20 protein-coding genes and 1 tRNA gene are annotated in these 24,627 nt (G+C 36.0%); 4 read left to right on the top strand and 17 right to left on the bottom strand.

Annotated elements, in window-relative coordinates:
- Positions 1-11: 11 nt before the first annotated feature.
- The 16 genes from CIN_RS07370 to CIN_RS07295 all read right to left on the bottom strand — a co-directional run bounded on the left by CIN_RS07370 (position 12) and on the right by CIN_RS07295 (position 18,330).
- Entirely contained in the window at positions 12-464 is a 453-nt protein-coding gene (locus tag CIN_RS07370) for a GNAT family N-acetyltransferase (RefSeq protein WP_008854448.1), read from the bottom strand.
- A 26-nt stretch (positions 465-490) separates the two neighbouring features.
- The gene (locus CIN_RS07365; RefSeq protein ID WP_008854447.1) at positions 491-1,807 is read right to left on the bottom strand and encodes a sulfate adenylyltransferase subunit 1; all 1,317 of its coding nucleotides are present in this window, start codon (positions 1,805-1,807) and stop codon (positions 491-493) included.
- Between the two features lie 39 nt (positions 1,808-1,846).
- The gene (gene cysD / locus CIN_RS07360) at positions 1,847-2,761 is read right to left on the bottom strand and encodes a sulfate adenylyltransferase subunit CysD (RefSeq protein WP_008854446.1); all 915 of its coding nucleotides are present in this window, start codon (positions 2,759-2,761) and stop codon (positions 1,847-1,849) included.
- Between the two features lie 33 nt (positions 2,762-2,794).
- Complete coding sequence (locus CIN_RS07355) at positions 2,795-3,553, bottom strand: phosphoadenylyl-sulfate reductase (RefSeq protein WP_008854445.1); 759 nt, start codon at positions 3,551-3,553, stop codon at positions 2,795-2,797.
- 603 nt (positions 3,554-4,156) lie between these two features.
- Entirely contained in the window at positions 4,157-4,468 is a 312-nt protein-coding gene (locus CIN_RS07350; protein ID WP_008854444.1) for a hypothetical protein, read from the bottom strand.
- A 410-nt stretch (positions 4,469-4,878) separates the two neighbouring features.
- On the bottom strand, positions 4,879-7,857 hold the full coding sequence (locus tag CIN_RS07345; protein WP_008854443.1) for a Hint domain-containing protein: 2,979 nt from the start codon (positions 7,855-7,857) through the stop codon (positions 4,879-4,881).
- 102 nt (positions 7,858-7,959) lie between these two features.
- Entirely contained in the window at positions 7,960-8,940 is a 981-nt protein-coding gene (locus CIN_RS07340; protein ID WP_008854442.1) for a sulfate/molybdate ABC transporter ATP-binding protein, read from the bottom strand.
- Position 8,941: 1 nt separating this feature from the next.
- Positions 8,942-9,781 (bottom strand): sulfate ABC transporter permease subunit CysW, encoded by an 840-nt coding sequence (gene cysW, locus CIN_RS07335; RefSeq protein WP_040364183.1) that lies wholly within the window; start codon positions 9,779-9,781, stop codon positions 8,942-8,944.
- On the bottom strand, positions 9,778-10,647 hold the full coding sequence (gene cysT, locus CIN_RS07330; protein ID WP_008854440.1) for a sulfate ABC transporter permease subunit CysT: 870 nt from the start codon (positions 10,645-10,647) through the stop codon (positions 9,778-9,780). Before cysT ends, cysW begins: the two co-directional genes overlap by 4 nt.
- A gap of 23 nt (positions 10,648-10,670) precedes the next feature.
- Complete coding sequence (locus tag CIN_RS07325) at positions 10,671-11,696, bottom strand: sulfate ABC transporter substrate-binding protein (protein WP_008854439.1); 1,026 nt, start codon at positions 11,694-11,696, stop codon at positions 10,671-10,673.
- 256 nt (positions 11,697-11,952) lie between these two features.
- The gene (locus CIN_RS07320; RefSeq protein WP_008854438.1) at positions 11,953-13,719 is read right to left on the bottom strand and encodes a GH39 family glycosyl hydrolase; all 1,767 of its coding nucleotides are present in this window, start codon (positions 13,717-13,719) and stop codon (positions 11,953-11,955) included.
- Between the two features lie 232 nt (positions 13,720-13,951).
- Complete coding sequence (locus CIN_RS11510) at positions 13,952-15,760, bottom strand: Hint domain-containing protein (protein ID WP_008854437.1); 1,809 nt, start codon at positions 15,758-15,760, stop codon at positions 13,952-13,954.
- Positions 15,742-16,320 (bottom strand): G8 domain-containing protein, encoded by a 579-nt coding sequence (locus CIN_RS07310; protein ID WP_008854436.1) that lies wholly within the window; start codon positions 16,318-16,320, stop codon positions 15,742-15,744. Before CIN_RS07310 ends, CIN_RS11510 begins: the two co-directional genes overlap by 19 nt.
- Positions 16,321-16,635: 315 nt before the next feature.
- Positions 16,636-16,712: transfer RNA gene (locus CIN_RS07305), tRNA-Arg, on the bottom strand.
- Positions 16,713-16,803: 91 nt separating this feature from the next.
- A complete protein-coding gene (locus tag CIN_RS07300) occupies positions 16,804-17,421 on the bottom strand; it encodes a trimeric intracellular cation channel family protein (RefSeq protein WP_008854435.1) in 618 nt (205 codons plus the stop codon).
- Between the two features lie 15 nt (positions 17,422-17,436).
- Positions 17,437-18,330 (bottom strand): ribokinase, encoded by an 894-nt coding sequence (locus CIN_RS07295; protein ID WP_008854434.1) that lies wholly within the window; start codon positions 18,328-18,330, stop codon positions 17,437-17,439.
- A 455-nt stretch (positions 18,331-18,785) separates the two neighbouring features.
- On the opposite strand from CIN_RS07295, the gene CIN_RS07290 reads away from it, so the two are divergent.
- Together CIN_RS07290 and CIN_RS07285 are read left to right on the top strand one after the other, a co-directional pair.
- Positions 18,786-20,156 carry an NAD-dependent succinate-semialdehyde dehydrogenase gene (locus CIN_RS07290; protein WP_008854433.1) on the top strand — a complete coding sequence of 457 codons (1,371 nt, stop codon included), beginning with the start codon at positions 18,786-18,788 and terminating at the stop codon, positions 20,154-20,156.
- 110 nt (positions 20,157-20,266) lie between these two features.
- Positions 20,267-21,265 carry a methyltransferase domain-containing protein gene (locus CIN_RS07285; protein WP_008854432.1) on the top strand — a complete coding sequence of 333 codons (999 nt, stop codon included), beginning with the start codon at positions 20,267-20,269 and terminating at the stop codon, positions 21,263-21,265.
- A gap of 65 nt (positions 21,266-21,330) precedes the next feature.
- Here the strand turns inward: CIN_RS07285 and CIN_RS07280 are convergent, their stop codons facing one another.
- Positions 21,331-22,662 (bottom strand): UDP-glucose dehydrogenase family protein, encoded by a 1,332-nt coding sequence (locus CIN_RS07280; protein WP_040364256.1) that lies wholly within the window; start codon positions 22,660-22,662, stop codon positions 21,331-21,333.
- A 412-nt stretch (positions 22,663-23,074) separates the two neighbouring features.
- Here CIN_RS07280 and CIN_RS07275 point away from each other — a divergent pair, with 412 nt between their 5' ends.
- A complete protein-coding gene (locus tag CIN_RS07275) occupies positions 23,075-23,821 on the top strand; it encodes an MlaE family ABC transporter permease (RefSeq protein WP_050798409.1) in 747 nt (248 codons plus the stop codon).
- The gene (locus tag CIN_RS07270; protein WP_008854429.1) at positions 23,818-24,624 is read left to right on the top strand and encodes an ABC transporter ATP-binding protein; all 807 of its coding nucleotides are present in this window, start codon (positions 23,818-23,820) and stop codon (positions 24,622-24,624) included. The genes CIN_RS07275 and CIN_RS07270 overlap by 4 nt, the downstream gene beginning before the upstream one ends.
- The last annotated feature ends 3 nt before the right edge of the window (positions 24,625-24,627 follow it).

Below are 24,627 nucleotides of genomic sequence, written 5' to 3'. Positions count from 1 at the left end.
ATTCAGCCTCTTTACATAGCACATTTACCAATTTTAACCATGCGATTAACTTTGCACCCCATTAAATATTCTGGTTGATGCGTTTCCGCGTTGACTGTGTCTTCCAGTCGAATAAACCCATGCTTTTCATAAAACTGAACGGCAGCTTTATTCTCAGTATAAACATTTAAAAATAACTCAGAATGGACTTGTTTGGCTTTTTCAATCAGGCTAGCACCCAATCCTTGGCGTTGATAGTCTGTTTCGATAAAAAGACCCGAAATATAGTTATCAGTTAATCCAATAAACCCTTTTACGCCATTGATGTCTTGCACATATATTTGCGATGAAGGAAGAATGATGCGGACTAAGTCTGCATTATTTTGAAAGAAAGCAGGATCAACGAAGGGGTGAGCTAATAAATTTTGTTCTAACCAAATTTTCATGACTTGATCTAAATCATCTGCTTGAAATTCTCTGATCATTAACCCCTCCGTAAGGTTTCTTCACGTTATTTAAACAAAACAGCACCTGCTGTGCGGTTGGTTGCGGTATCTACCAGAATCGCAGCTCCAACATCTTTGGCATCATTATATGCTAAAACAGGAATAGGTTGTTGAAGAATTAAAGAAACTTCCCCAATACTATTTTTCTCTAGATTTTCAGCAGACTCTGTTTCCAAAGTATGAATGTTTAAATGATGCTCAATGGCAGAAACTTTTGTTTTAATCCAGCGATGACCATGCTTTAACCAATAAGCACGACCAACAACCAAAGGTTCATCATCTAACCATGCCAATGTTGCTTTGACTTCTTTTTGTCCAGTAGCAGAAGCCGTCGATGAAATTAACCAATCTCCACGAGACACATCAATTTCTTGATCCAAAATCAGCCCAACTGAATGACCAGTAGAAGCCTCATTGAGTTCTTCTTGTAAGGCATTTGCAAGGATTTTACTGACTTTTGCTTTGGCACCAGAAGGTTGAACCGTTAATTGATTACCAACTTTTACACTGCCCGCAGCAATTCTTCCCCAGAAAATACGACGACCATGTTGTGTAGAAGAACCATCATGGGCTTCTTGTAATTTTTGCACAAATTGCACAGGGAAATGCAATTCTTGTGTATTTGAATTTACATGAGAAGGTAACGCGGTTAATGCTTCTAATAAACTTGGGCCATTATAGACTTTTTCACAAAGGATCTTACCATGTTTATCGGCATTGCGAGAGGTGATATTTAGCCCTTTGAGTGCAGAGATGGGTATAATCTCGGTAATGGTTACATTTGCTTGTTTAGTGAATTTTTCCAAAGCACGTTTAACATTTACAAAAGCAGTATCTGGATCTTTGATTGCATCGAGCTTGTTAATCGCAAATAAAATAGAAGGCACTTTTAACAAATTGGCCAGCAATGTATGACGACGGGTTTGAGGCAATAACTCAACTACTTCGTCTTCCCAATTTAACTTGGTCACATCAACCAAAATCACAGCAGCATCACTGCTGCTGGCAGCGGTAACCATGTTGCGTGTATATTGTTCATGACCGGGGGCGTCGGCAATAATAAATTTACGTTCTGGCGTTGTGAAATAACGATAAGCAACATCAATGGTAATGCCTTGCTCACGTTCTGCTTGTAATCCATCGGTTAGTCTTGCCAAATCATAAGATTCATCATCAGCAAGTTTATGTTGAATACCAGAAAGCTGATCGGCAAGGATGGCTTTGCTGTCTAATAATAAACGTCCGATTAATGTGCTTTTTCCATCATCGACGCTGCCAGCAGTTAAGAATTTAAGAGTATGTTTGTTTTGTAAAGATGACATAAGATCGTTTCCTCAGATTAAAATGATGACAGCGTAAACTTAGAAATAGCCTTCAAGTTTACGTTTCTCCATAGATGCTTCAGAGGTTTGATCATCCATACGGGTTGCACCACGCTCACTGATCGTTACAGCAGCTGTTTCTTTAACAATATCGCTGGCACTGGCGGCATCGCTTTCAATTGGACAAGTACAAGTCATATCACCAACTGTACGGAAACGTACAGTTCTGGTTTCAATAGTTTCCCCTTCAACAGGCGGGGTTACGTCTGTTACAGGCACCAATAATCCTTTGCGAGGGATCACTTGGCGTTGATGGGCGTAATATAAGTTAGGAAGTGGAATTTCTTCTTGCTCAATATATTTCCATACATCGAATTCGGTCCAATTAGAAATTGGGAATACGCGGAAATTCTCATCTGGTAAAATGCGCGTATTAAAAATATTCCATAACTCGGGACGTTGAGCCTTAGGTTGCCATTGTCCAAAAGAATCACGATGAGAGAAAATGCGTTCTTTTGCGCGTGCTTTTTCTTCATCACGTCTTGCGCCACCTAATAGAGCATCAAAACGGAATTCTTCAATGGCTTCTAATAAAGTGACAGATTGATGAGGGTTACGACTTTCTAAAGGGTGGCTTAATCTGACGGTGCCACGCTTCATAGAATCTTCAACGCTACGAACGATTAACTTCGCATTGACTTCTTTTGCTCTGCGATCACGAAATTCGATCACTTCAGGGAAATTATGACCTGTATCAATCATTAATAAAGGAAAAGGAAATTGTCCTTGCCCAAATGCTTTTTCAGCCAGACGTAGCATTACGCAAGAGTCTTTTCCACCAGAAAAAAGGAGTGCAGGGCGTTCAAACGATCCTGCGACTTCTCTCATAATAAAAATGGATTCTTCTTCTAAATCAGAGAGTGGCGTATATAAATCAGGTGTATGAGAAGTCATAAAATTTCCCTTAAGTCTTAAATCAAATCGTTATTATTTTGAAGGTCTGTTTGATAGAGAAGAGGCTTCATGAACGTGTAATCCACATTCTTTTGCCCCATCTTGTTCCCACCACCAACGTCCAGCACGGAAATCTTCACCTAAAGCAATGGCTCGGGTGCAAGGTTCGCAACCAATACTGACAAAAAATTGATCATGTAAAGGGTTGTAAGGGACGCTATTTTCTTTGACATAATGCCAAATATCACCAATGGTCCAATCTAATACAGGATTAATTTTAACACGAGGTTGGGTGCTATCAGTAGGATTTTCATCTTCGATTGCTTGTAAGTTCGCACGGAAGTCTGATTGTTCTTTGCGTAGTCCTGTTAACCAGCCCTCATGACCATGACGCAGAGCTTGTAAAGGAACCAGTTTACGGATATGACAGCATTCTTTACGGAGTTCTAGAGAATTATAAAAACCATCCAACCCATTTTTTTCAACATATTCTTTGACTTTGGTATCATCTGGATAATAAGTGTGAATCGTAATGCCATAGTGATTTTCGGCATGTTCTTTTAACGCTACTGTTTGTTCATGTAAGCGTTTTGTATCCAGCATTGAAATAGTGATTGGTAGCTTTAATCGATGGATAATGTCCGTAATGACCATATCTTCTACCCCCAAGCTTGTTGCTTGTACAAGAGAGGTATAATCTTGTGTAACTTGCTTTAGTAAATCTTCCGTTGCGCGAAGTTTTTGTGAGTAAGTCTCGCTAGGTCTTTGAGAGTAGAGTTCTATAGGGGTCATTTGGGCATATCTTTTGTTTCTTGAAGTATGAATTTATGGAGATAACAACTCTTTATGTATTATATATCTATATAAAATTATAGAGATTAATATTACTATATAGAGTGAATTATCCGTAAAATACTTTATTTATATGTATAATATAAGGTTTTAAAAAAATAATCAACAAAATATAATGTGATATTTATTTTTAGTTATTAAACCACAATTATTTATGATTTATAAAATGCGCATTAGGTTATATTGTACATTTTAATATGTATAATTATTTATATTTTTTTGTTTTGGGAAATGTGATTTTTTATATTGTTATAGTTGATAACAACTAGGTATATTCAGGAAATATTATATGTATATTCCGTTGTGTAAAAATTATTATAGTCATTTTGATTTATTTTTATCAATAGATCAAAATGACTAATATTTTTTGTATTATGCTATATTTGATAATGGGATTTGATCTAGTGGATTATTTAACAAATAATAATTTGTAGATAAAACTTGAATAGTCAGAAGACGTCTTGAGTTATTATTGACTTGCACATTAACATTTAATTCTGCATTTCCATTGGTCCAACGAGAATTTGTTTGCTCTATTTTATCCTATCCATCTAGATTATATTGTGATAAATGTTCTGTAACTGGGTATAATTGATTGTGGGTTATAATGTGAATTTGACCAATAAGAACACCTAATTGGCTTTGACTCTTAGTAGGTGACCCAACATGGCTACGTGGACTACTAGTTCTAGAACGTATATAAATATTTTTTACTTCTTCAGGAAGTAAAAAGGTATATGTATTATTTTTAAAGATATGAGGGGTAAGAGTAAGGCCAGTATCTGTAACAAGATGAAGATCTGGATCTTGAGTTAATGTTGGCTCTGTATTTTTTGGATAGTTTATAATGGTCATCCTGCTGCCTTTTATGATATTTGATAAGTGATGGATTTAATTAAAAATGGGGTATTATTAGCTGATGCCAGTATTAGATAGAGAGTAGTAGGAATATAACTTTTGATGGTTGTAATGCTGGTTAATAGTTTGCTAGTTCACTACTTATTTGATTTTCTAATATATGTGGTTGTTATAATGCCTCGCGATTTTTATAAAACTCTTGATTATGACGTGTGTATTAATTTTCAGTTATTCAAGAGTTAATTATTTATTTTTTATATTTTTAAATTCATCATGAGTTTGAAATAGATACTCTTTTGGACTTCAATGCTTTTAATTTAGTTTGGGATTGAATGTTTTCTAATGAATATAATTATATTTGAGGTTGGAGCATTGTTTTAGGTAGAGAGTATCTAATTTCCTTATGACTATGCGATTATTTGGTGCTTTATTGTGCTTTCTTGATTATGTAATAAATAATCACTTGAGGATAGAACTTGAATGACAAGCAACTTATTTTGTTTACTAGATGAGTTGGTCTCAATATTTAATTCTGCATTACCATTTGTCCAGCGACAAGGAGTTTGCTCTACAATATCCCACCCAGGTAGATCTTGTTGTGATAAATGATTTGTAATAGGATATAATTGGTTTTTTGTTATAATATAGACATTACCAATAAGTAAGCCAAGTTGACGTCGATCATCAACAAAAGATCCTATAGTATCACACGGACGGCTGGTTCTGGAATGTATAAAAATGTTTTTTACATCTTCAGGAAGTGTGAATATATACTTATTTTGTTTATTTAGATGTGGTGTAAGTATTAAACCAGTATCCGTTATAAGGTACAAGTTGGGATCTTTTGTTGATGTTTGTATTATCTTTTTTCTAGAATTGAAGTGGGTTAATCCTTCTGCTCTCTTAGATATTTGATGATAAATAGGTTCCACGATTGAACGGTCTACCGTTAACTCTGCAGCACTATCATGTTCCCAATTTTTTGCTTTTAATGTTCTTTGAAATAAAGCACATTTACCATGCTGTACAAAAACTCCACGATTTCCTGTATCTAAATAGCTCTCTGTTAGCATACCGTCAGAATAGATAACAGAATGATTTTCGGTTTCTATGTGATAATAGGTATAAGATTTAATTGTTTTATCGTAATAAATTGTTTGATGATTGACGAGCATACGAACAGGTATAAACTTTCCATCAAAAAATAAACAATGTTCAGGAGTAACCAGTAAATCCTTATGTGGAACAGACTCTGAAATTGCATTTTTCAATATTCTGACAGGGTATCCTGCTTCATCATCATGAGGTGATTGTTTGACGTTAATTGTTTTACTGCCTACCCATTTGATTTTAGAGACAGTATTTTGATTATTTTTCCAATCAAAGGTAATAACTTCATCATTTATTTGAATATCTTCGACAGGTCGTTCACCAGATGGAGTTTTAATCATGGTGCCTGGAAGGAAACAAACTTCATAAACTAAGCTACCGTCTGATGATGTGCTGAGTGTATAGCCCGCATCTTTTGCACCAATAATATTTAAGGTGATTTTATTTCCGTTAGTTAAAGTAAAAGTGACATGATCATCGCTTGCATTGCCATTAGCATCTACATAATCGACAGAGGTAACATCTTTGGTATCAATACCTACCAATTTTATAGAATCGGAATCTCCAGCATTGCTTCCTGTAAACCCATTAATTGTGGTGATAACGGTGGTTACTTCGCCCCCACTTTCTAGGCCGGAAATAATGATGCCAGTGTTGTTGTTTCCTTCCAAGTTAATCGTGCCACCAGTATCTGGATAGAGACTGATTGTACCGCCATTTTCAATAGTAGCAGTACCAGTAAGTTGCCCTCCAGAATTAATAGTTAATGTTCCTCCATTGCTAACTGTATTTGTTCCTGCGAGTTGTCCGCCAGAGCTAATAATTAATGTCCCACCAGATTGAATAGTTGTATTTTGAGCTATACCACCATCATTTATAATTTGCTGGCCACCTAGGCTAATGGTTGTATCTATTGCTGTTGCACCAGAATTGATGCTTTGATTACCGCCTTCATAAATTGTTGTATTGGAAGCAATGCCTCCACTATTGGCGATTTGAGTACCACCAGCACTGATTGAGGTGCCTGAGGCGTTACCTCCGCTTTGTATATCTTGAACACCGTTACCATAAAGAGTTGTATTCCAAGTGATACCACCATTGATGACAATTTGATTGCCGTTACTGACTGTTGTTAGTACAGCGATGGCATCATTTTGAACTAATTGCGTACCACTAACTATTGTGGTATAGAGAGATCTTGCGCTTGACGTTATGGTTTGGACACCACCATTGATAACGGTAGTATATGTAGTGATGCCATTTGCATCTGTTACTTGTTGTGTTCCGCCATCAACAGTTGCATAATCTGTGCGGCCGTAAACATATTGGGTTCCATAAATAGTTGCGGCACTATCAGTAGCACCATTACTAATGGTTACGTTAGCACCATCATAAATAATTGTTCCAGAAGTAATTGCACCAGCATTAACAATTTGAGTGCCACCAGAACTGACAATAACATTATTTACTGTGGCTCCAGAGTTGATTGTTTGAGAACCACCATCATAAATGGTTGCGCCAGAAATGATGGCTCCTCCGTTAATGATTTGTTGAGCGCCATCATAAATGCTTGTATTAATAGCCGACCCACCAGAATTAACAGTTTGAATACCAATACCACTAATTTGAGTATTTGAAGCAAGACCACCAGAGTTGATCTGTTGGCTTCCATTTTGAACAGTAGTGTTGTAAGCAGAAGCTCCGTTATTGACGGTTTGAATACCACCTCTGTAAATAATAGCACTATCTGATATTCCGCCTGATGAAATTGTCTGAGTAGCACTGACTACTTGGGTACCTGAAGCAACCCCACCATTTAAAATAGTTTGGCTAGCAACATATAATTTAGTAATAGAAGTTGTTCCACCAGATGTTACAGTTTGTAATCCATTGCTGGCAACATAACTGCTTGTGACGATAGCGCCATTATTAACAGTTTGAACACCCCCATTAATGGTGGTATTGTTTGCTACGCCGTCAACATTTTGAGTGCCATAAACGACAGTACTGTTGGCTGTTCCTCCATAGGTAACTGAAGCAACCCCACCTTTGTAGATGGTTCCACCAGTTTCTTTTCCACCAGAACTAATAACTAAAGAGCCACCAGAATGAACTACTGTTCCATATCCGTTGCCATTGCTGCTAATAACTTGGCTGCCACCGCTATAGACGATAGTATTAGATGTAATCCCACCACCATTAACTATTTGAGTATTACCAGAACTAACGGTTGTCCCACTACTTATTTGGCCAGAGGTAATATACTGTATCGCCATTGTTGCCTCGCTATTATTTTTATTTAAAAATGCTTGTTTCCTTATATGTTTATTGATTGTTAATAATTCAATACGTTGTTTTATTTAAATTTATTGATTATTTTAAATCTCGAAATCCATAATTGGCCTAAAGTAAACTTTATCCCCTTTGTTTAATCGATTTAAATTGGGTGTCGTATTGGGAACTTGTGCTTCAATAGAATGCTTATCATCCTTAGGTTTTAAGATAATTTTCGTAACAGCACCAAGAGGGCGAATATCGATTGCCTCAGCTTCAAAATATCCAACTTTTTCTGTGTGAATACTTAATATAATTTCATGGGGCCTAAAAGTGAAGTTTTGTTCACCAACAGAAAAATGATTGGTTTCTCCAAGGAAGTTATAAACAAAATCATTTTTCGGTGTGTCTAATATTTCTTTGGGGGAACCAATTTGTTCAATAATTCCTTTGTTCATAATGACAACGCGATCAGCAATTTCCATAGCTTCTTCTTGATCATGTGTGACAAAAATACTGGTTAGTTGAATTTCGTGATGTAAGTTTGATAACCATTGGCGTAACTCTCTTCTAACTTTGGTATCCAAAGCAGAGAAAGGTTCGTCTAATAATAAAACACTTGGATCGATTGCCAATGCACGCGCTAAGGCAACGCGTTGTTTCTGTCCGCCAGATAATTCATCAGGGTAGCGATTGGCCAGATTACCCAATTGTACCATATCCAATAAGTGTTTTGCTTTTTCAAGAATCTCAGCGGATGAAGGTCTTTCTTTTCTGGGTTTCATGCGCAGTCCAAAAGAAATATTATCTAAAACCGTCATATGCTGAAAGAGTGCAAAATGTTGAAACATGTAGCCAATGTGACGTTCGCGAATATCCTTGTTAGAGACATCTTGCTCATTAAAAAATATTTGACCAGAGCTGGGTTGTTCCAGTCCTGCGATAATTCGTAGTAAGCTAGTTTTTCCGCAACCTGAAGGGCCAAGAAGAGCGATTAACTCTCCTTTACGAATGTCTAAATTGATATTTTGTAAAACATGAAATTTATTAAAATATTTATTTAATTCTTTAATACGGATATTCATTTTATTGCCCTGTTTCTGAATGAGCATTGGTTATTTTGCGTTCACACCATTGTCTTATCAACAAGATAATCATGGACATGAATAATAAGATGAGCGAAATACTGAATGCAGCTGTTGCATTATATTCGTTATATAAAATTTCTATTTGTAAAGGCAGCGTATTGGTCAACCCTTCGATGTGACCAGAGATAATAGAGACGGCACCAAATTCCCCCATGGCTCTTGCGGTACACATGACAATTCCATGTAATAAAGCCCAGCGAATATTGGGGAATGTTACATGCCAAAAAATTTGCCAACCATTTGCCCCCAGTAAACGTGCTGCTTCTTCTTCTGCATTTCCTTGTTCTTGCATCAGAGAAATTAATGAGCGTGCCACAAAAGGAAACGTTACAAAAATCGTGGCTAAAACAATTCCAGGCACTGCATAGATAACTTGTAGATTATATTTCATTAAGAATGGATATAAAATGCTTTGCGAACCATAAAGCAAGGTATAGATCAAACCGACAATAATTGGAGAAATAGAGAAGGGTAGGTCAATGAGAGTAATGAGTAACTTTTTTCCTACAAAGTCATATTTTGTGACACACCATGCCGCCATAACGCCAAAAATAATGTTTAGAATAACGGAAAGAACTGTTGCTAGTAGGGTAAGTTTTAAAGCAGAAACAGCAGATGGATTAGCACAAGTTTGCCAGAAAAACTCTAGTCCTTTTGAGAGTCCTTCGATTAAGATCACAGATAAAGGCGCCAGGAAAATAACACTAAACACAAGCCATGTCAGTGTTAATAGCAAGGATCTTTTGAGCGTTGTTTGCTGATTTACAGAGGGTGTCATGGTGAGTTCTTTTTCGAAGTGCGAGGCAGAGACGAATGGGTGATAAACCAAATTAAACGATGAGGTTTAATCCAGCGTTGTATGAGGTTAATGGCAAAGAGTAATGCAAAAGAAATAATCAGCATCAACATGCTAATGACGGTTGCGCCTGTATAATCAAACTGATCCAGTTTAGAGACAATTAGAATGGGTAAAATCTCAGTTTTGTAAGGAATATTGGCAGCAATAAAGACCACAGACCCATATTCACCTAAGCTACGAGCCATTGCTAAAGAAAAACCCGTTAACCATGTGGGGAATAACATGGGGAAAATAATATATAAAAAGGTTTGTAAGGGCGTTGCCCCTAATGTTTTTGCAGCTTCTTCTACAGAGTGAGGAATATCTTTGATAATAGGCTCTAGCGTTCTAACAGTAAAAGGAATGGTGACAAAGACCATTGCAATAACAATTCCAAGGGGAGTATAGGCGACTTTAAAGGGTAAAAATGAGCCTATTAATCCGTTAGGGGCATATAAAGTTGTTAATGCGATGCCTGCAATGGCTGTTGGTAGAGCCAAAGGTAAATCAATCATAGAATCAATGAGTTTTTTTCCTACAAAAGAATGGCGTGTAAGCATCCATGCTAGGAAACTACCAAAGATAGAAGCTAATAATGCAGCATAAAAAGAGGTATATAAAGAAAGCTTTAGAGCGCTTTGTAACTGTCTGTTGCTTAGAATATGAATGAGCTGATCTAAGTGAATATGGCTGGCATATAAAAACAAAGCGGCTAAAGGAAGCAAAACAATTAAGGAAAGCCAAGATAACGTATATCCTAAACTTAGCCAGAATCCTGGAATGACTGAATATCTAGAGGTAAACATTATAGTTCCTTAATTCATGAGAGTTAGTGGTTAATTTCACTCATAATTTGATCAAATATTTTATTATCCTTAAAAAATTTGTTATTTATTTGTTTCCATCCTTTAAATACTTTGTCAATAGGTATTAATTTTAAAGAAGGAAATGTATTTTTAAATTTTTCTGCAATCTCTGGATTGCTTGGACGATAATAATACTCAGCAGCTAATGTTTGACCTTCATTACTATATAAATAGTTCAAATAAGCTTCAGCGACGGTGCGTGTTCTTCTCCGATCCACAACAGAATCTACAACGGCAACAGGAGGTTCTGCCAAGATAGAAATGGATGGTGTAATGATCTCATATTCTCCAGATTTTGATTCGTTTAAAGCCATGTAGGCCTCATTTTCCCAAGAAATTAAGACATCTCCTAAACCACGTTGAATGAAGCTTAGGCTAGATGATCGTGCGCCAGAATCTAAAATGGGGGCATGTTGAAAAAATTGTTTTACAAACTCATAAGCTTTTGCTTCTGAGCCATATTTTTCTAATGCATATGCCCAAGCAGCTAAGAAATTCCAACGAGCTACCCCTGATGTTTTGGGGTTGGGTGTAATGATTTGCACGCCTGGTTTAATCAAATCATCCCAATCATGAATATGTTTTGGATTACCTTTTCTTACGACAAAAACAATGGTCGAGTAATAAGGGCAGCTATGGTAAGGAAGTCTGCTTTGCCAGTTCGGATCAATTAACGGTTTATATTTGTTAATGGCATCAATATCTCCAGACAAAGCAAGGGTTACGACATCAGCTTGCATTCCATCAATAACCGCTCTTGCTTGCTTTCCTGAACCTCCATGAGATTCATAGATGGTGACATTATCTCCAGTTTTTGCTTTCCAATATTTTTCAAAGGCTTGGTTATACGCATGGTAAAAAGCTCGCGTTGGGTCATAAGAGACGTTTAATAAGGTTATATTTTTTGCATGCCCTGCTTGTAATAAGCACGTAGATAACACACAAAAAATAGCCAAAATTTTCCAAGCGCTAGATTTGTAAAGCGTCATGATAAAGAAACCGTTTATGATAAGATGAAAGAATAGCTGAACAAGATATAATATCTTATCTCTATTTTATCAATTTTAAAAGTGTTTTTATTAATATACAATATTTTAAAGTTGATTGGTGTTGGTTGTTATTGATCCGTTATGTAATATTGATGGTATATGATGTGTAACCTTCACCCTCTATGGTGAGGGTGAAGGTTTATTCAACCCATGAGTAGTTATTATTCACAGGGTATTGTACGATCACAATTTAGGATTATTTTAATTCAATGCTATATAAAGTTACAGTAGATAATTTTGCAGCTGTATCTTTAATTGTAATCGTTCCATTAGACATCGAAATTGTGATTGATGACGTTACATCATTTGGTGTTAAACGATCTACACGGCCACCTTCTGTAATTCTATAAGCAGTAAGTGTATATCCTTTATAAGAGCTTGAAATATTATTAATATTTAACTGTAGACCAGCATCGCTTAATGTATAATCGCGCATGCGTGATGTTATTGTGCCATTAGGATCTGTCGCAGCGACCACAGCATTTTGTGTGACAGTATTATCATAAGTAACAGTATTTGGATCAACGCCACCAAACCAATGTTCTTTGCTCCAGTCATCATTGAGTTGGTTTACACTTCTATTGGTATCAATATAATGTTGTGTGTATAAAGCTGTATCAGTAGGTGGTGATTTTTCATCAACAAATGCATAATCAACTTTGAAATTTGCGGCAAGAATGTTGAGTTTATTTCCACTTTCATTTTCTGCTGCTAGTGTTGTAATCCCAGTATTAAAGGTGTTGTCTTGACCTAAAATATAAGGGGTATCTTCTAACATTTTAGAAAATAAACCAAAGCTTTGGGCAGCATATGAACAAAAGCTTTTCGCTGATGGATATTTAGATTTTGTATTGTCATTATCGTTAAATAATCCAAAGGAAGAGGCATCTCCGCGGTAATAATAAGCTTTATCGACTTTACAATATTGCATGTACATTAAGGTTGACGCGATATATGCGGCATTATTTGCTGATTGAACTTTGGTATAGGTGTTAGCACTTGCAAAAGGTGTAGAGTTCCATTCTGTACATAGACTTTCTAAATTATCATAACCATATGCATTTAAAGTGGTTTGAATTTGATTTCCAAGATCAATGATATTTTGTGGATCAGCAGATGTGTTTCCATAATAATGCCAAGATAGGAAATCAATTGGTGTATTCGTACTACGGCAGTAATTTAATAGGCCATCAAGATACTCACCATTTGGATTATATCCATATGCAACACCTGCAGCACCAACTTTTGCTTCTGGATCAACAGCTTTTATCGCTCTGGCGATTTTAGAGTAGAATTCATAAAAAGTTTGAGGGCGGTTGTTATTCCAGAAGAAGTGTAAATCAGGTTCGTTCCAAATTTCCCAATGGCTAATTTTTCTTGGAAGGCCAGTTTGTTTATAGTTTAAAGAATACCGCTCAACTAAATTACCAGCTAAAGATGCATAAATATCAAAATTTTGTGGAATTTCATATCCTGCCCAATTGCTTCGACCAACGCGGAACATAACTTCACGTTCAATGTTGGTTGGGTTTACATCAGGATTATTATCCATAATCCGTTTGATATAATAATCGGTCATTTGATAATTTGCATTTTTAAGTGCTAAATTAAGGTTATTGCTGCGCATGCCAGCAGCGGCATAAGGGAAAATAGTTCTTTTATTAATAAATTCTGCACAAAATGGATTGCATTTTGATTGTAAATTAGCAGGGACATTTTGAAGAAGTTGGTTTGCTGCTGTAGTTCTATTCGCTTGACAATAATCATCAAGATCTGCGATTCCAAGAGTATCATGTAGTCGAATATATTTAATTCCCATTTGGTTAAATTCATTTTCCAAATCTGGAAAACCGGGTGCAATTGAAATGGGAGAGCCGTTAACACCATTAATTGGTTTTAATTTACCATCTGTACCAGCAAACGGGTTGCGTGCATTTTTGTTAATATTAATGGAAAATACCATTTTAAAATCTTTCTTAAAAATAATTAAATAAAAAATTGATAAATTGTAATAAAAAACGTATCAATAGTTTAATTATAACATTCATATAATGTAATTGTAATTATTTTTATTTATATAAAAATTTTTATTTGATTATTTTATTTTAAATAGATTTTATATTATTATTATGTATTTTTATAAACTGGCCTATAATGGAGAATTGGGTGTTTTACAGGCCAGCAATATTTATTGTCTAAACAGCGATAAGTTTTTCTTGTTTTTCATCAACGGTGTATAACCGATCGGAAATAATGTTGATAATTAACCTTTGTTCTTGATTGTTATTTTTAGGAATATTTAATAAAGCTTTTCCTTTCGTCCAGCGACATGGTGTTTGTTCTAAGGTATGCCATCCAGATAGATCAGGGTGAGTTAGATGATCTGTAATATTAGAAATATTTATATTATAGGCTGAATTGATAGATAAAATTTGTATATTTCCAACTAATACACCTAATTCATGACGATTATCCTCGAAGGGCCCAATAACATCGTTAAGTCTACTTGTTTTGGATACTAGGTAAACGGAGTCAACGCCTTCTGTTGGCAAAAGAAACACATACTGGCCTTTGAAGTTAGATATTGATTCAATTGCTAAACCATTTGGAGTTGCTAAATGGAAATGAGGGTCATTACTTATTTTCTTAGGCTCTTGCATCATGGGCATTTTCATTTTTATAGCACGTTGCTGTAACGTATGATGAAGAGGTTCAACATAACTGCGATCAACCATTAAAGGAGCTGCTGCGTCTTGTTCCCAAGTTTTTGGTTTTGTTGGGCGTGTTAAAATAGCAAACTCACCATGTTGTTTAAATTGAGTTTGATTTCCTGTGTCCAGATAGCTTTCTGTCAGCATTCCATTCGCCCAAATCACAGCGTGAGATTCTGTTTCAATATGATAGTAGGTATAATTTGTAATAGAATAATCATAATAAATACTATATCCATTCACCAACATACGGGCAGGCGTAAATTTTCCATCAAAGAACAAACAATGCTCTGGCGTAATTAATAGATCTTTAGAAGGGACGCCTTCGGCAATCGCATCTTTTAATATTCTTACTGGGTAACCTGCTTCATCATCATGCCGTGTTGGGTTTACAGTAGCGGCTTTATTACCAACCCAGCGAACTGATTGGATTTCCTCTTTATTTTGTTGCCAATTAAAAGTGAGGATTTTATCTCCGATACGAAGATCTTCAACAGCAACCTCTCCTTTAGGGGTTTTAATCATAGAGCCTGCGAGAAAACAGACTTCGAAATACAAATCCCCATCTGCATTATAATTAAGATTATATCCTTCACTCTCAATGCCAGGAATATTCATAACGATTTTATTGCCGCTGTTTAGAGATAACGTTATATAATCACCATTGGCATTTCCGTTTGCATCTTCATAGGATACGTTCGTGACATCAGAAGTTTTAACACCAGGCATGATAATATAGTCTGAAGCTATATCTAAATAATCATCGTTATTTTCGTCTTCATCAATTCTTCCAATAAAGTTATTAATAACAGTTGTAACTACGCCGCCATTTTCAAGTCCTGAAATAAATACACCTGCATTCTGAAGGTCTCCTACAAAATGGGGATCTCCGAGTAATTCAATGGTTCCTCCAGCATCAGGGTAAATTATTAAGCTTCCATTAGCATTGGCCGAAATCGTCCCGTTATTTTTCCCTCCAGAAGCTATTGTTAATCGACCTGCATTATTAACCGTAGCATTATTTAAAACTGCACCCGATAAAATTATTACATCGCTATTATAACCAACAGTTGTTTGATTAATACTTGCTCCTGAAGAAACAGTTATACTGCCAAGAAAACCAGTTGATGTATTTGTAACGTGTGCACCAGATAAAACGGTTAAGCCACCATAATCACCAACCTGTGTTTGATCTGCACTTCCACCAGAAGAAATAGTTAAGCTTCCTTTTGACCAGACCTTTGTAGAGACAATATTGCGTTCCGATAAAACACTTAAGCTGGCACTCGACATAATTTGTGTAGATTGGATGATAGATCCTGGTTCGATACTAACATTGCACCTGACATAATTGACATTTGGTTAGTAACTCCACCAGAGGAAACAACTACATTTCCACCAGAAGAAACAATTGCATATTGTGCACTGCCTCCTGATAAAATGGTTAAATTTCCGCTGGAGGAAATTGCCGCATGATACGAGCTTCCACCAGAAGAGGCAGTTAAGTTTCCACCTGAATAAATCGTTGTTTGGTTAGCATACCCTCCAGATAAAAGAGTTAAATTTCCACCGGAAGAGATTGTTACTGGATAGGCTGCTCCAGCAGAAGATACAGTAACATTTCCGCCTGAATAAATCGTTGTTGGAGTAAGCCATCCTCCAGAAGATACGATTACATTTCCACCTGAGAAGACAGTAGTTTTCATTGAATAATCCCGCAATATCAGCTCTCCCCCAGAAGAAACAATTACTTCTGTAAGCTTAGGAGAGTCGGGAGAAACAATTAACTGTTCTCCAGAATTTAGGATTACGCTGCTAGAAATGCTAGCTAACGGAGTTATCGAACTTGCCATGTTTCTTACCTTAGTCGAAAAGAATAAATATAAAGATTTTCATAGAAAAGTATTCGTTGTTATTCAAATATAAATTTAATATTTATTAGATTAATTAAGTAGAATGTATTTTCTATGATAAAATTACATCAGCGTTTTAATGAAATTTTTGTTTTATATATCAAATTAATTAATTCTATTTTATAGATGTTTTGATATATCCGTAATCTATGAGGATTCTAGAGGTTAAAAACAATAGGAAGAATATAGTTCAAATGTAGGATAATCTATTGTGTTTGTTATAAAAACATAGGTTTTGTTATAATAGATTTTATATGGCGGACCCGACGAGATTCGAACTCACGACCTTCGCCTTCGGAGGGCGACGCTCTATCCAGCTGAGCTACGGGTCCTAGTATTTTAAAGAAACCTTAAATATAGTTGTTACTCTTTAAAATAGTTAGTCCTTTCTTTTAGAAAAAATATAAGAATCATGCAAGTTGTTTATTGAACTTGTTTAATCGATGGTAAATTCCATTTAAATTTTAAAGAGAGTAAACGAATAGAGCTGCAAATTAGAATAGCTAACCATGGGGCAAGAGCAGGGTTAATAATATCTTTTTCACCGAGCACTTGAATACCAGCACCAAAAATTGCAGCTGAAGCATAAATTTCTTTGGTTAATACAGAAGGAATAGTTGTGGTTAACGTATCTCTGAGAATGCCTCCCCCAACAGCTGTAACGATTCCTAAGAGAATTGCCAGTTCAGTATTCCCTGAAAAAAAATAAGCTTTATGAGCTCCAAAAGATGCAAAGAAGCCTAAGCCAATAGCATCAAAGAACAGGGTCGGTTGGTTGAGTTTTAGTAATAGTTTTTGTGAAAAGCCGGAAAGGCAAACAGATAAAACGACGATTGTTAAATATTCTAGGTTAACCAATCCTGCAGGAGGGAAAGAGCCAATACAAATATCACGGAGAATTCCTCCACCACATGCTGTAATAAACGAGATGACAAAGACGCCAAAAATATCTAAATTTCTATTGATGGCGGCTAATGCACCACTGATTGCAAAGGCAAGCGTGCCGATTAGATCAATGTAATGGAAGAAATCATAGTTCATATTGGTTGAAAGGCTTTATTGATTGAAGATGTTGGAGCTTTCTAGCTCTTGTAAAGTAGGCATTCCCCCTTGGGCACCAGAACGTGTGACAGATAAGGCGGAGGCTTGCAATGATTTTCTTAATGCAGCTTCTAACCCTAAATGGATAAAGCAACAAAAAGCCCCACAGAATGTATCTCCAGCACCTGTGCTATCAACGACTTTAACAGAGTAAGCAGGTAAATGTTTTAATTGTTGATTATTATCTTTGAATAATACGCCCTTGCTTCCCCATGTCATAATAATAGGGGTTTTAGAATTCATAATAATGTCTTCAGGGGTGTCTGACTTATTATTTCCTAAAGCAATGATTTCATGTTCATTAGGTAGAAGATAATTTACTTTTTCTATTGCTTCTTTTGGTAAGTCACGCATAGGAGCAGGGTTTAATACAATAATTTTATTTAGCTCATGTGCGATTTCAATGGCTTTAACTTGTGCATCAAGAGGAATTTCTTGTTGTAACAAGATAATGTCGTTCTTTTTAATTAAATCGGTTGCGTTAATAATATCTTGAGGGGTGATTGTATTATTTGCTCCATCCGTGACAATAATATGGTTTTCGTTTTGAGAGCGAGTAATTAATGCAGAAGCAGAAGGCTTGTCTTTACGGATTAGGACGTGATCTGTATTGATATGATGCGTTTGTAGATTTTTAAATAACATATCCCCAAATGTATCTTTTCCTAAGGCGCCAAGCATTGTAACGCTTGCCCCTAATTTTGCTGCTGCAACAGCTTGGTTATTGCCTTTTCCTCCGCAACTGACATGTAAAGGGCCACCTAGTAGTGTTTCCCCAGGTTGAGGGAAACGGTCAACATCTGTTTCAAGATCTGCGTTTAGACTGCCAATAACGAGAATACGATTCATGATAGCACCTTTGCAATGAAAGAAAAATAATAGACATGATAGTATCACATGAGAGATTTATGAAAATATCATATTTTTTATATGGTGAGAAAAGTAAGTGTCTTTTTAAAATAGTGATTCACTTTCCAGCATATGTAGATTGTATAGAAAGATAATAATTTTATAAAAGTGATTGAATTTAATGATGGTCAGACCAATATTTCTTTAAATAATAGTAACAAATAAGTGAAGTCTATCTGTTTGAATATTTAATAATAATGATTATTTATCAGTAAGATAGGTAAAAATATTTTTACTTAGATTATAAATGAATGATGATATATTCGAAACAAACATAACGATTTTATTTGATATTCGTTTAATTTGAAGTATATTAATAATTAGGATTAAAATTGTACTATTTATTGGTAGTGCAAAATATCGATTTAAACAACTTAACGGAGTTATAATTCAGAATGGCTTATAAAACGGTTAATCCTTTTACTAATAAAGAAGTAAAAGCGTTTACATCATTAACAGAACAAGAAGTTGCTGAAAAAATTGATCAAGCGGATGCTTGTTATAAAAAATGGCGCAGAACAGATTTTGCAACACGCCGTGCCGTAATGAAAAAAGCAGCAACGATTATGCGTGATAATAAAGCAGAATTTGCGCGTCTTGTTACGTTGGAAATGGGTAAATTAATTTCTGATGCAGAGGGTGAAGTCGATTTAACAGCTGATATTTTTGATTATTATGCTGATAATGCAGAACAGTTCCTTGCTCCAGAACAATTGAAACCAAAAGATGGTAGAAAAGCATATGTTGAACATGATTCTCTTGGAATCATTTTATGCGTAGAGCCTTGGAATTTCCCATATTACCAATTAGTACGTGTTGCAGCTACAAACTTGATGGCTGGTAACGTTGTGATGGTAAAGCATGCTTCTATCGTTCCACAATGTGCTGAAGCATTTGAAAAATTAATGTTGGATGCGGGTGCTCCAAAAGGTGCTTATACAAATTTATTTGTAGATTCTAGAAATATTGCTCCAATTATTCAAGATCATCGTATTCGCGGTGTTGCTGTTACAGGTAGTGAAAAAGCAGGAGCTTCTGTTGCTGGTGAAGCTGGGAAAGCATTGAAAAAGTCTACAATGGAATTAGGTGGAAGTGATGCTTTCATCGTTCTTGAAGATGCAGATCTTGAAAAAGCATGTGAATGGGGCATGTGGGGGCGTATGAACAACACAGGACAATGTTGTGTTGCTGCGAAACGTTTCATTGTTGTAGAATCCGTTGCTGATAAATTCTTGGCACAAATCACTGAATGTTTCTCAAAACTAAAGATCGGTGATCCAATGGATCGTAGCACGACTTTAGGTCCATTATCTTCTGAAGATGCAGCCAAAGAAATTGCAGAACTAACTGCAACAGCGATTCAACATGGTGCTAAAGCTGTGATTGGTGGTAAACGTCCAGATCATCCTGGTGCGTTTATGGAAGCAACTATTTTAACAAACATTACCAAAGAAAATCCTGCATTTTATAGAGAGTTTTTTGGTCCAGTATTAATGTTCTTCCGCGTTCCTGATGAAAAAGCAGCAATTGAGTTGGCTAATGATTCAGAATTTGGTTTGGGTGGAACTGTATTTTCTAAAGATATTAAACGTGCACAGCATGTTGCAAGTCAAATTGATACAGGTATGGTGTTTATTAACCGTCCAACATGGACAACACCAGATCTTCCATTTGGTGGAGTAAAACATTCTGGTTATGGCCGTGAACTTTCAAAGGAAGGTATCTTGGAATTTGTAAATCGTAAATTGATTTACATCGAAAACTAATAGAGTGTTTTAATTATACTCTTGTATAATTAAAGATCCGACGATAAGTTTTAGAGAAGGATTCATTAATATAATGAATCCTTCTTTTTATTTAAAATGGTTGTGAAATTATGGTTTCTTTTCTTGAAAAACGACATCAATTTGTACGTAATGGGATTGATTTTAATAAAGATCAGTGTTTAGAAATCGGTGCTTTGGTTGACCCTATATTACGTAGTCAAGATGGAAAGGTATTTTACGCGGATCATCTATCGACAGATGATTTAAAAAAGCAGTTTGCTTGGGATAAAGAGTTTGATTTTGATCGATTAGTGCCTGTTAATTTTGTGTGGGATAATCATCAACCTTTTAAAGAATGTGTCGATAGAGAATTCGATTATGTAGTGGCTTCTCATGTTGGTGAGCACGTTCCTAATTTAATCGGATGGATAGATCAGATTAGTCAAGTATTAACACCGAATGGACAATTGCGTTTAGTGCTTCCAGATGGTCGTTATTCTTTTGATATGAAGAGACAAGAGAGTCGATTGTCAGATTTACTAGCAACATGGATGCGGAAATCTTATTGCCCAGAAACACATTTGGTATTGGATTTTGCTTTAAATAAAGTCGATGATCAGTTAGTGCAAGATATGCATCTTCGTTATGTACAAGATTTTGATGCTTCTGAATTGCCTAGCCAATTTCCTTTTCATGAGATTATGGAGTGGGGAGAAAGAACGCTTAACCCTAAACATTATGAAGATGTTCATTGTTGGGTATTGCATTTAAATCTATTTGCTAAATTTATGGTGACTTTGACACAGCATGATATCTTGAGAGTTGCATGTGCAGAATGGCATGATATTGATCCTCCTTATAGTTATGAATTTATGGTTTTTATGACTCTAGAAGCTGATAAAGAGAAAAGAGTTGCGAGTTGGCAAGATGTATATATTCAAACAAAAAAGAAGTTGTTGAAATATAATCAGCAAAGTCAAAAAGAAATTGAGCTATTACATCAAGAGAATGCACAGTTAAAAGAGGAGTTACATTCTATGTATGGTTCATCATCGTGGCGTATAACAGCTCCATTTAGGGCGATGATGCAGCTGCTCAAAAGTAAATAGTTAAAATCAAACTAAAAAAGCGATCTAAAAAATAGATCGCTTTTTTATTGGTTTGTTTGGAAATACTAAATTACTGTATGTTTGTGTGGTCTACCTACAGAATAATATTGAATTCCTTGTTCCCTCATTGTTTGAGGATTATAAATATTTCTTAGATCGATGACTAAAGGTTCTGTCATCCAACTTTTTAAACTATCTGGAGATAAAGAGCGGAATTCACTCCATTCTGTTAAAATAACCAAAGCATCAGCATTAGTAGCAGCATCTTGGATATTATCGTAATATTGTACACTCTTAGGAAGTAATGGTTGTGCTTTTTCATTACCAATTGGGTCAAATGCTTTGATAATAGCCCCAGCCTCTACAAGACGATGAATAATTGGTAAAGATGCTGATTCACGCATATCATCTGTATTAGGTTTAAATGTTAGTCCCAAAATAGCAATGGTTTTGTTATTGACGTTTCCATCACATAATTGAATAATCCGTCCGCTTATATTTGCTTTTCTTGCGTCATTGGCTTGGGCAGCGGTTTCAATCATTCTTACAGGATTACCGGCTTCTTGAGCAATACGAATTAGTGCCAAGGTATCTTTTGGGAAGCAAGAGCCTCCAAAACCAGGGCCTGGCTGTAAGAAAAATTTACCAATACGAGGATCTAATCCCATTCCTTTGGTGATGTCTTCTATGTTTCCACCAACTTGTTCGCACAAGTCAGCTAATTCATTGACGTATGATAGTTTCATTGCCAAGAAACAGTTTGATGCATATTTAGCTAATTCTGCACTTTCTAAATTGGTAAAAAGAATAGGTGTTTCGCGTTGGAATAAAGGTTGATAAAGGCGCGTCATAACCTCTTGGGCTTTTTTACCATGATCTGCTTTATCTTTTTCAATACCGATAATAACTCGATCAGGATTCATACAGTCTTTAATAGCATCTCCCTCTCGTAAAAACTCGGGATTAGAAGCGACGTCAAATTCAAGATTAGGATTTTTTTGATGAATAATTTGAGCAATACGACGACTGGTTCCAACAGGAACAGTTGATTTTGTAACAATTACTGCATATTGTTTTAAGTGTGTTGCAATTTGCTCAGCAGCTTGATGAACATATCTCATATCTGCATGGCCGTCACCGTTACGAGGTGGAGTGCCGACAGCAATAAAAATAGCTTCGCACTCAGCAATAGCTTCTTCTATTTTATCAAAAAATTGCAGGCGATTAGCTTTTATATTGTTAGTAACGAGAATATCTAGGCCAGGTTCGTAAATTGGAATAATGCCTTGTTTTAAAGCGTTCAGACGATCAGGATTTGTTTCGACAACGTTTACATGTAATCCAAATTCAGCAAAACATGTTGCTGATACTAGACCGACATATCCTCCACCAATCATTGCTATACGCACAGTTATTCTCCTGGTATGGTTAATAGATCAATAATAAGATAAAATATATATGGATATATAACTAGTAAAGTAAAAAGATCAAGAATCTCAAAGACTATAGTGAAAATAAATAGCAACATTGACTTTTCAGTGGTTTATGAAGAGCAAGGTGAGATTGAATTATTAGGTTTTACAAAAAACTTTTTGTTATTTATATTTTGCGATAAGATCTGTTTTATAATAGCGTTGAGAAAAGAATGTTATCATTGTATATTGATAATGTTTTAATCTGTGTTTTAGATTAAAAGATAAGGCAGTTAGTATATTGGTAGTGTTGGAAAAATAATGATCTGCATAAGGGTTACGAAGCGTGACAAAAGAATTTAAAGGGCCGTTATTGTGGGTTTCGTTATTGGGGCGCATGGTTTTAAATGCGATCCAAGAGGCAGGGGCGTTGGCTTTATTTGCATTACGGGGCATTTTAAGCATTTTTTATCCTCCTTTTTACTGGCGTATTTTTATTGGCAGTATGATTAATATTGGATATTTATCTTTGCCTGTTGTTGCATTGACTGCTTTATTCTCAGGTGGTGTGATTGCCTTGCAATCTTATACGGGAATGGCACAATATCACGTTGATAGTGCGATCGCAGGAATCGTTGTATTAGCAGTAACGCGTGAGCTCGGCCCTGTTTTGGCGGGGTTAATGGTGGCTGGTCGTGTGGGGGCAGCGATGGCTGCGGAAATCGGCACGATGCAAGTCACTAACCAAATTGATGCCTTGAGAACTTTATCAACAAACCCGATGAAATATTTAGTGGCTCCTCGTTTATTAGCAGCTACGATTGCTTTACCATTTTTGGTTTTAATTGCAGATATCTTAGGTGTTTTGGGTGGGTTTACAGTTTCAATTATGAAATTAGGGTTTTCTCCACAGGGATATATTGCAGCGACGTTTAATACAGTAAAGTTTATGGATATTACGATTGGTTTGGTAAAAGCAGGGGCTTTTGGTTTTCTAATCGCATTGATGGGATGTTATCACGGATATCGTAGTAAAGGTGGCGCACAAGGTGTTGGTGCTTCTACAACAGCGGCAGTGGTTGCTGCATCGATTTTATTATTAGTATTTGACTATTTATTGACGGATATCTTTTTCTCAAAATGACCCAATCAGCTTGTAAAACACCTAAAATACGTATTCGTAACTTATCTAAATCATTTGGCAGCAATCATGTGTTGCGCAATGTCAGTATGGATGTCGAAACAGGCACTTCTTTTGTTGTTATTGGTGGGTCAGGAAGTGGTAAATCCGTTTTATTACGGTGCATTTTGGGATTGATGACGCCAGATAGTGGTAGCATCGAGATTGATGGACAGAATATTTTTGAATTATCCTCTATCCAGCGCACTCAAAAATTACAACAAATGGGTATGCTCTTTCAAAATGCAGCGTTGTTTGACAGTTTGTCGATTTGGGAAAATGTAGCTTTTGCTTTACTATATGGATATCGTAAACATTTACCTAAAGTAAGTCGTTCTGATGCGCGTGTTACTGCTTATCGTATGCTAGAATTGGTTGGTTTAGATCCAGAGCTCGTTGCTGATTTATATCCTGATGAATTATCAGGAGGGATGCAAAAACGTGTTGGATTAGCCAGAGCGATAGCTTCAAAACCAGAAATTATTTTCTTTGACGAGCCTACCACAGGATTAGACCCTATTATGGGGGCTGTTATTGATGACTTGATTAAAAGTTGTGTGGATAAGCTGGGCTCAACAGCAATTGCGATTACTCATGATATGGCTTCTGCTCAACGTATTGGGGATGATGCTGCGATGTTATATCAAGGGGAGTTGATTTGGAAAGGGAAAGCAAAAGAGCTACTCACAACAGATAATCCTTATGTACATCAATTTACGCATGGGTTGCGTCAAGGCCCAATTAAGGTTGAAACCAAAGTAGAATAGAGG

The organism is Commensalibacter intestini A911 (assembly GCF_000231445.1).
Classification (GTDB): Bacteria; Pseudomonadota; Alphaproteobacteria; order Acetobacterales; family Acetobacteraceae; genus Commensalibacter; species Commensalibacter intestini.
This window is presented reverse-complemented; position numbering and strand designations above follow the sequence as displayed.

Coding starts and splice junctions, on each gene's coding strand:
- CIN_RS07370 (WP_008854448.1), bottom strand. CDS start 464: ATGATCAGAGAATTTCAAGCAGATGATTTAGATCAAGTCATGAAAATT.
- CIN_RS07365 (WP_008854447.1), bottom strand. CDS start 1,807: ATGTCATCTTTACAAAACAAACATACTCTTAAATTCTTAACTGCTGGC.
- cysD (WP_008854446.1), bottom strand. CDS start 2,761: ATGACTTCTCATACACCTGATTTATATACGCCACTCTCTGATTTAGAA.
- CIN_RS07355 (WP_008854445.1), bottom strand. CDS start 3,553: ATGACCCCTATAGAACTCTACTCTCAAAGACCTAGCGAGACTTACTCA.
- CIN_RS07350 (WP_008854444.1), bottom strand. CDS start 4,468: ATGACCATTATAAACTATCCAAAAAATACAGAGCCAACATTAACTCAA.
- CIN_RS07345 (WP_008854443.1), bottom strand. CDS start 7,857: ATGGCGATACAGTATATTACCTCTGGCCAAATAAGTAGTGGGACAACC.
- CIN_RS07340 (WP_008854442.1), bottom strand. CDS start 8,940: ATGAATATCCGTATTAAAGAATTAAATAAATATTTTAATAAATTTCAT.
- cysW (WP_040364183.1), bottom strand. CDS start 9,781: ATGACACCCTCTGTAAATCAGCAAACAACGCTCAAAAGATCCTTGCTA.
- cysT (WP_008854440.1), bottom strand. CDS start 10,647: ATGTTTACCTCTAGATATTCAGTCATTCCAGGATTCTGGCTAAGTTTA.
- CIN_RS07325 (WP_008854439.1), bottom strand. CDS start 11,696: ATGACGCTTTACAAATCTAGCGCTTGGAAAATTTTGGCTATTTTTTGT.
- CIN_RS07320 (WP_008854438.1), bottom strand. CDS start 13,719: ATGGTATTTTCCATTAATATTAACAAAAATGCACGCAACCCGTTTGCT.
- CIN_RS11510 (WP_008854437.1), bottom strand. CDS start 15,760: ATGTCGAGTGCCAGCTTAAGTGTTTTATCGGAACGCAATATTGTCTCT.
- CIN_RS07310 (WP_008854436.1), bottom strand. CDS start 16,320: ATGGCAAGTTCGATAACTCCGTTAGCTAGCATTTCTAGCAGCGTAATC.
- CIN_RS07300 (WP_008854435.1), bottom strand. CDS start 17,421: ATGAACTATGATTTCTTCCATTACATTGATCTAATCGGCACGCTTGCC.
- CIN_RS07295 (WP_008854434.1), bottom strand. CDS start 18,330: ATGAATCGTATTCTCGTTATTGGCAGTCTAAACGCAGATCTTGAAACA.
- CIN_RS07290 (WP_008854433.1), top strand. CDS start 18,786: ATGGCTTATAAAACGGTTAATCCTTTTACTAATAAAGAAGTAAAAGCG.
- CIN_RS07285 (WP_008854432.1), top strand. CDS start 20,267: ATGGTTTCTTTTCTTGAAAAACGACATCAATTTGTACGTAATGGGATT.
- CIN_RS07280 (WP_040364256.1), bottom strand. CDS start 22,662: ATGATTGGTGGAGGATATGTCGGTCTAGTATCAGCAACATGTTTTGCT.
- CIN_RS07275 (WP_050798409.1), top strand. CDS start 23,075: ATGGTTTTAAATGCGATCCAAGAGGCAGGGGCGTTGGCTTTATTTGCA.
- CIN_RS07270 (WP_008854429.1), top strand. CDS start 23,818: ATGACCCAATCAGCTTGTAAAACACCTAAAATACGTATTCGTAACTTA.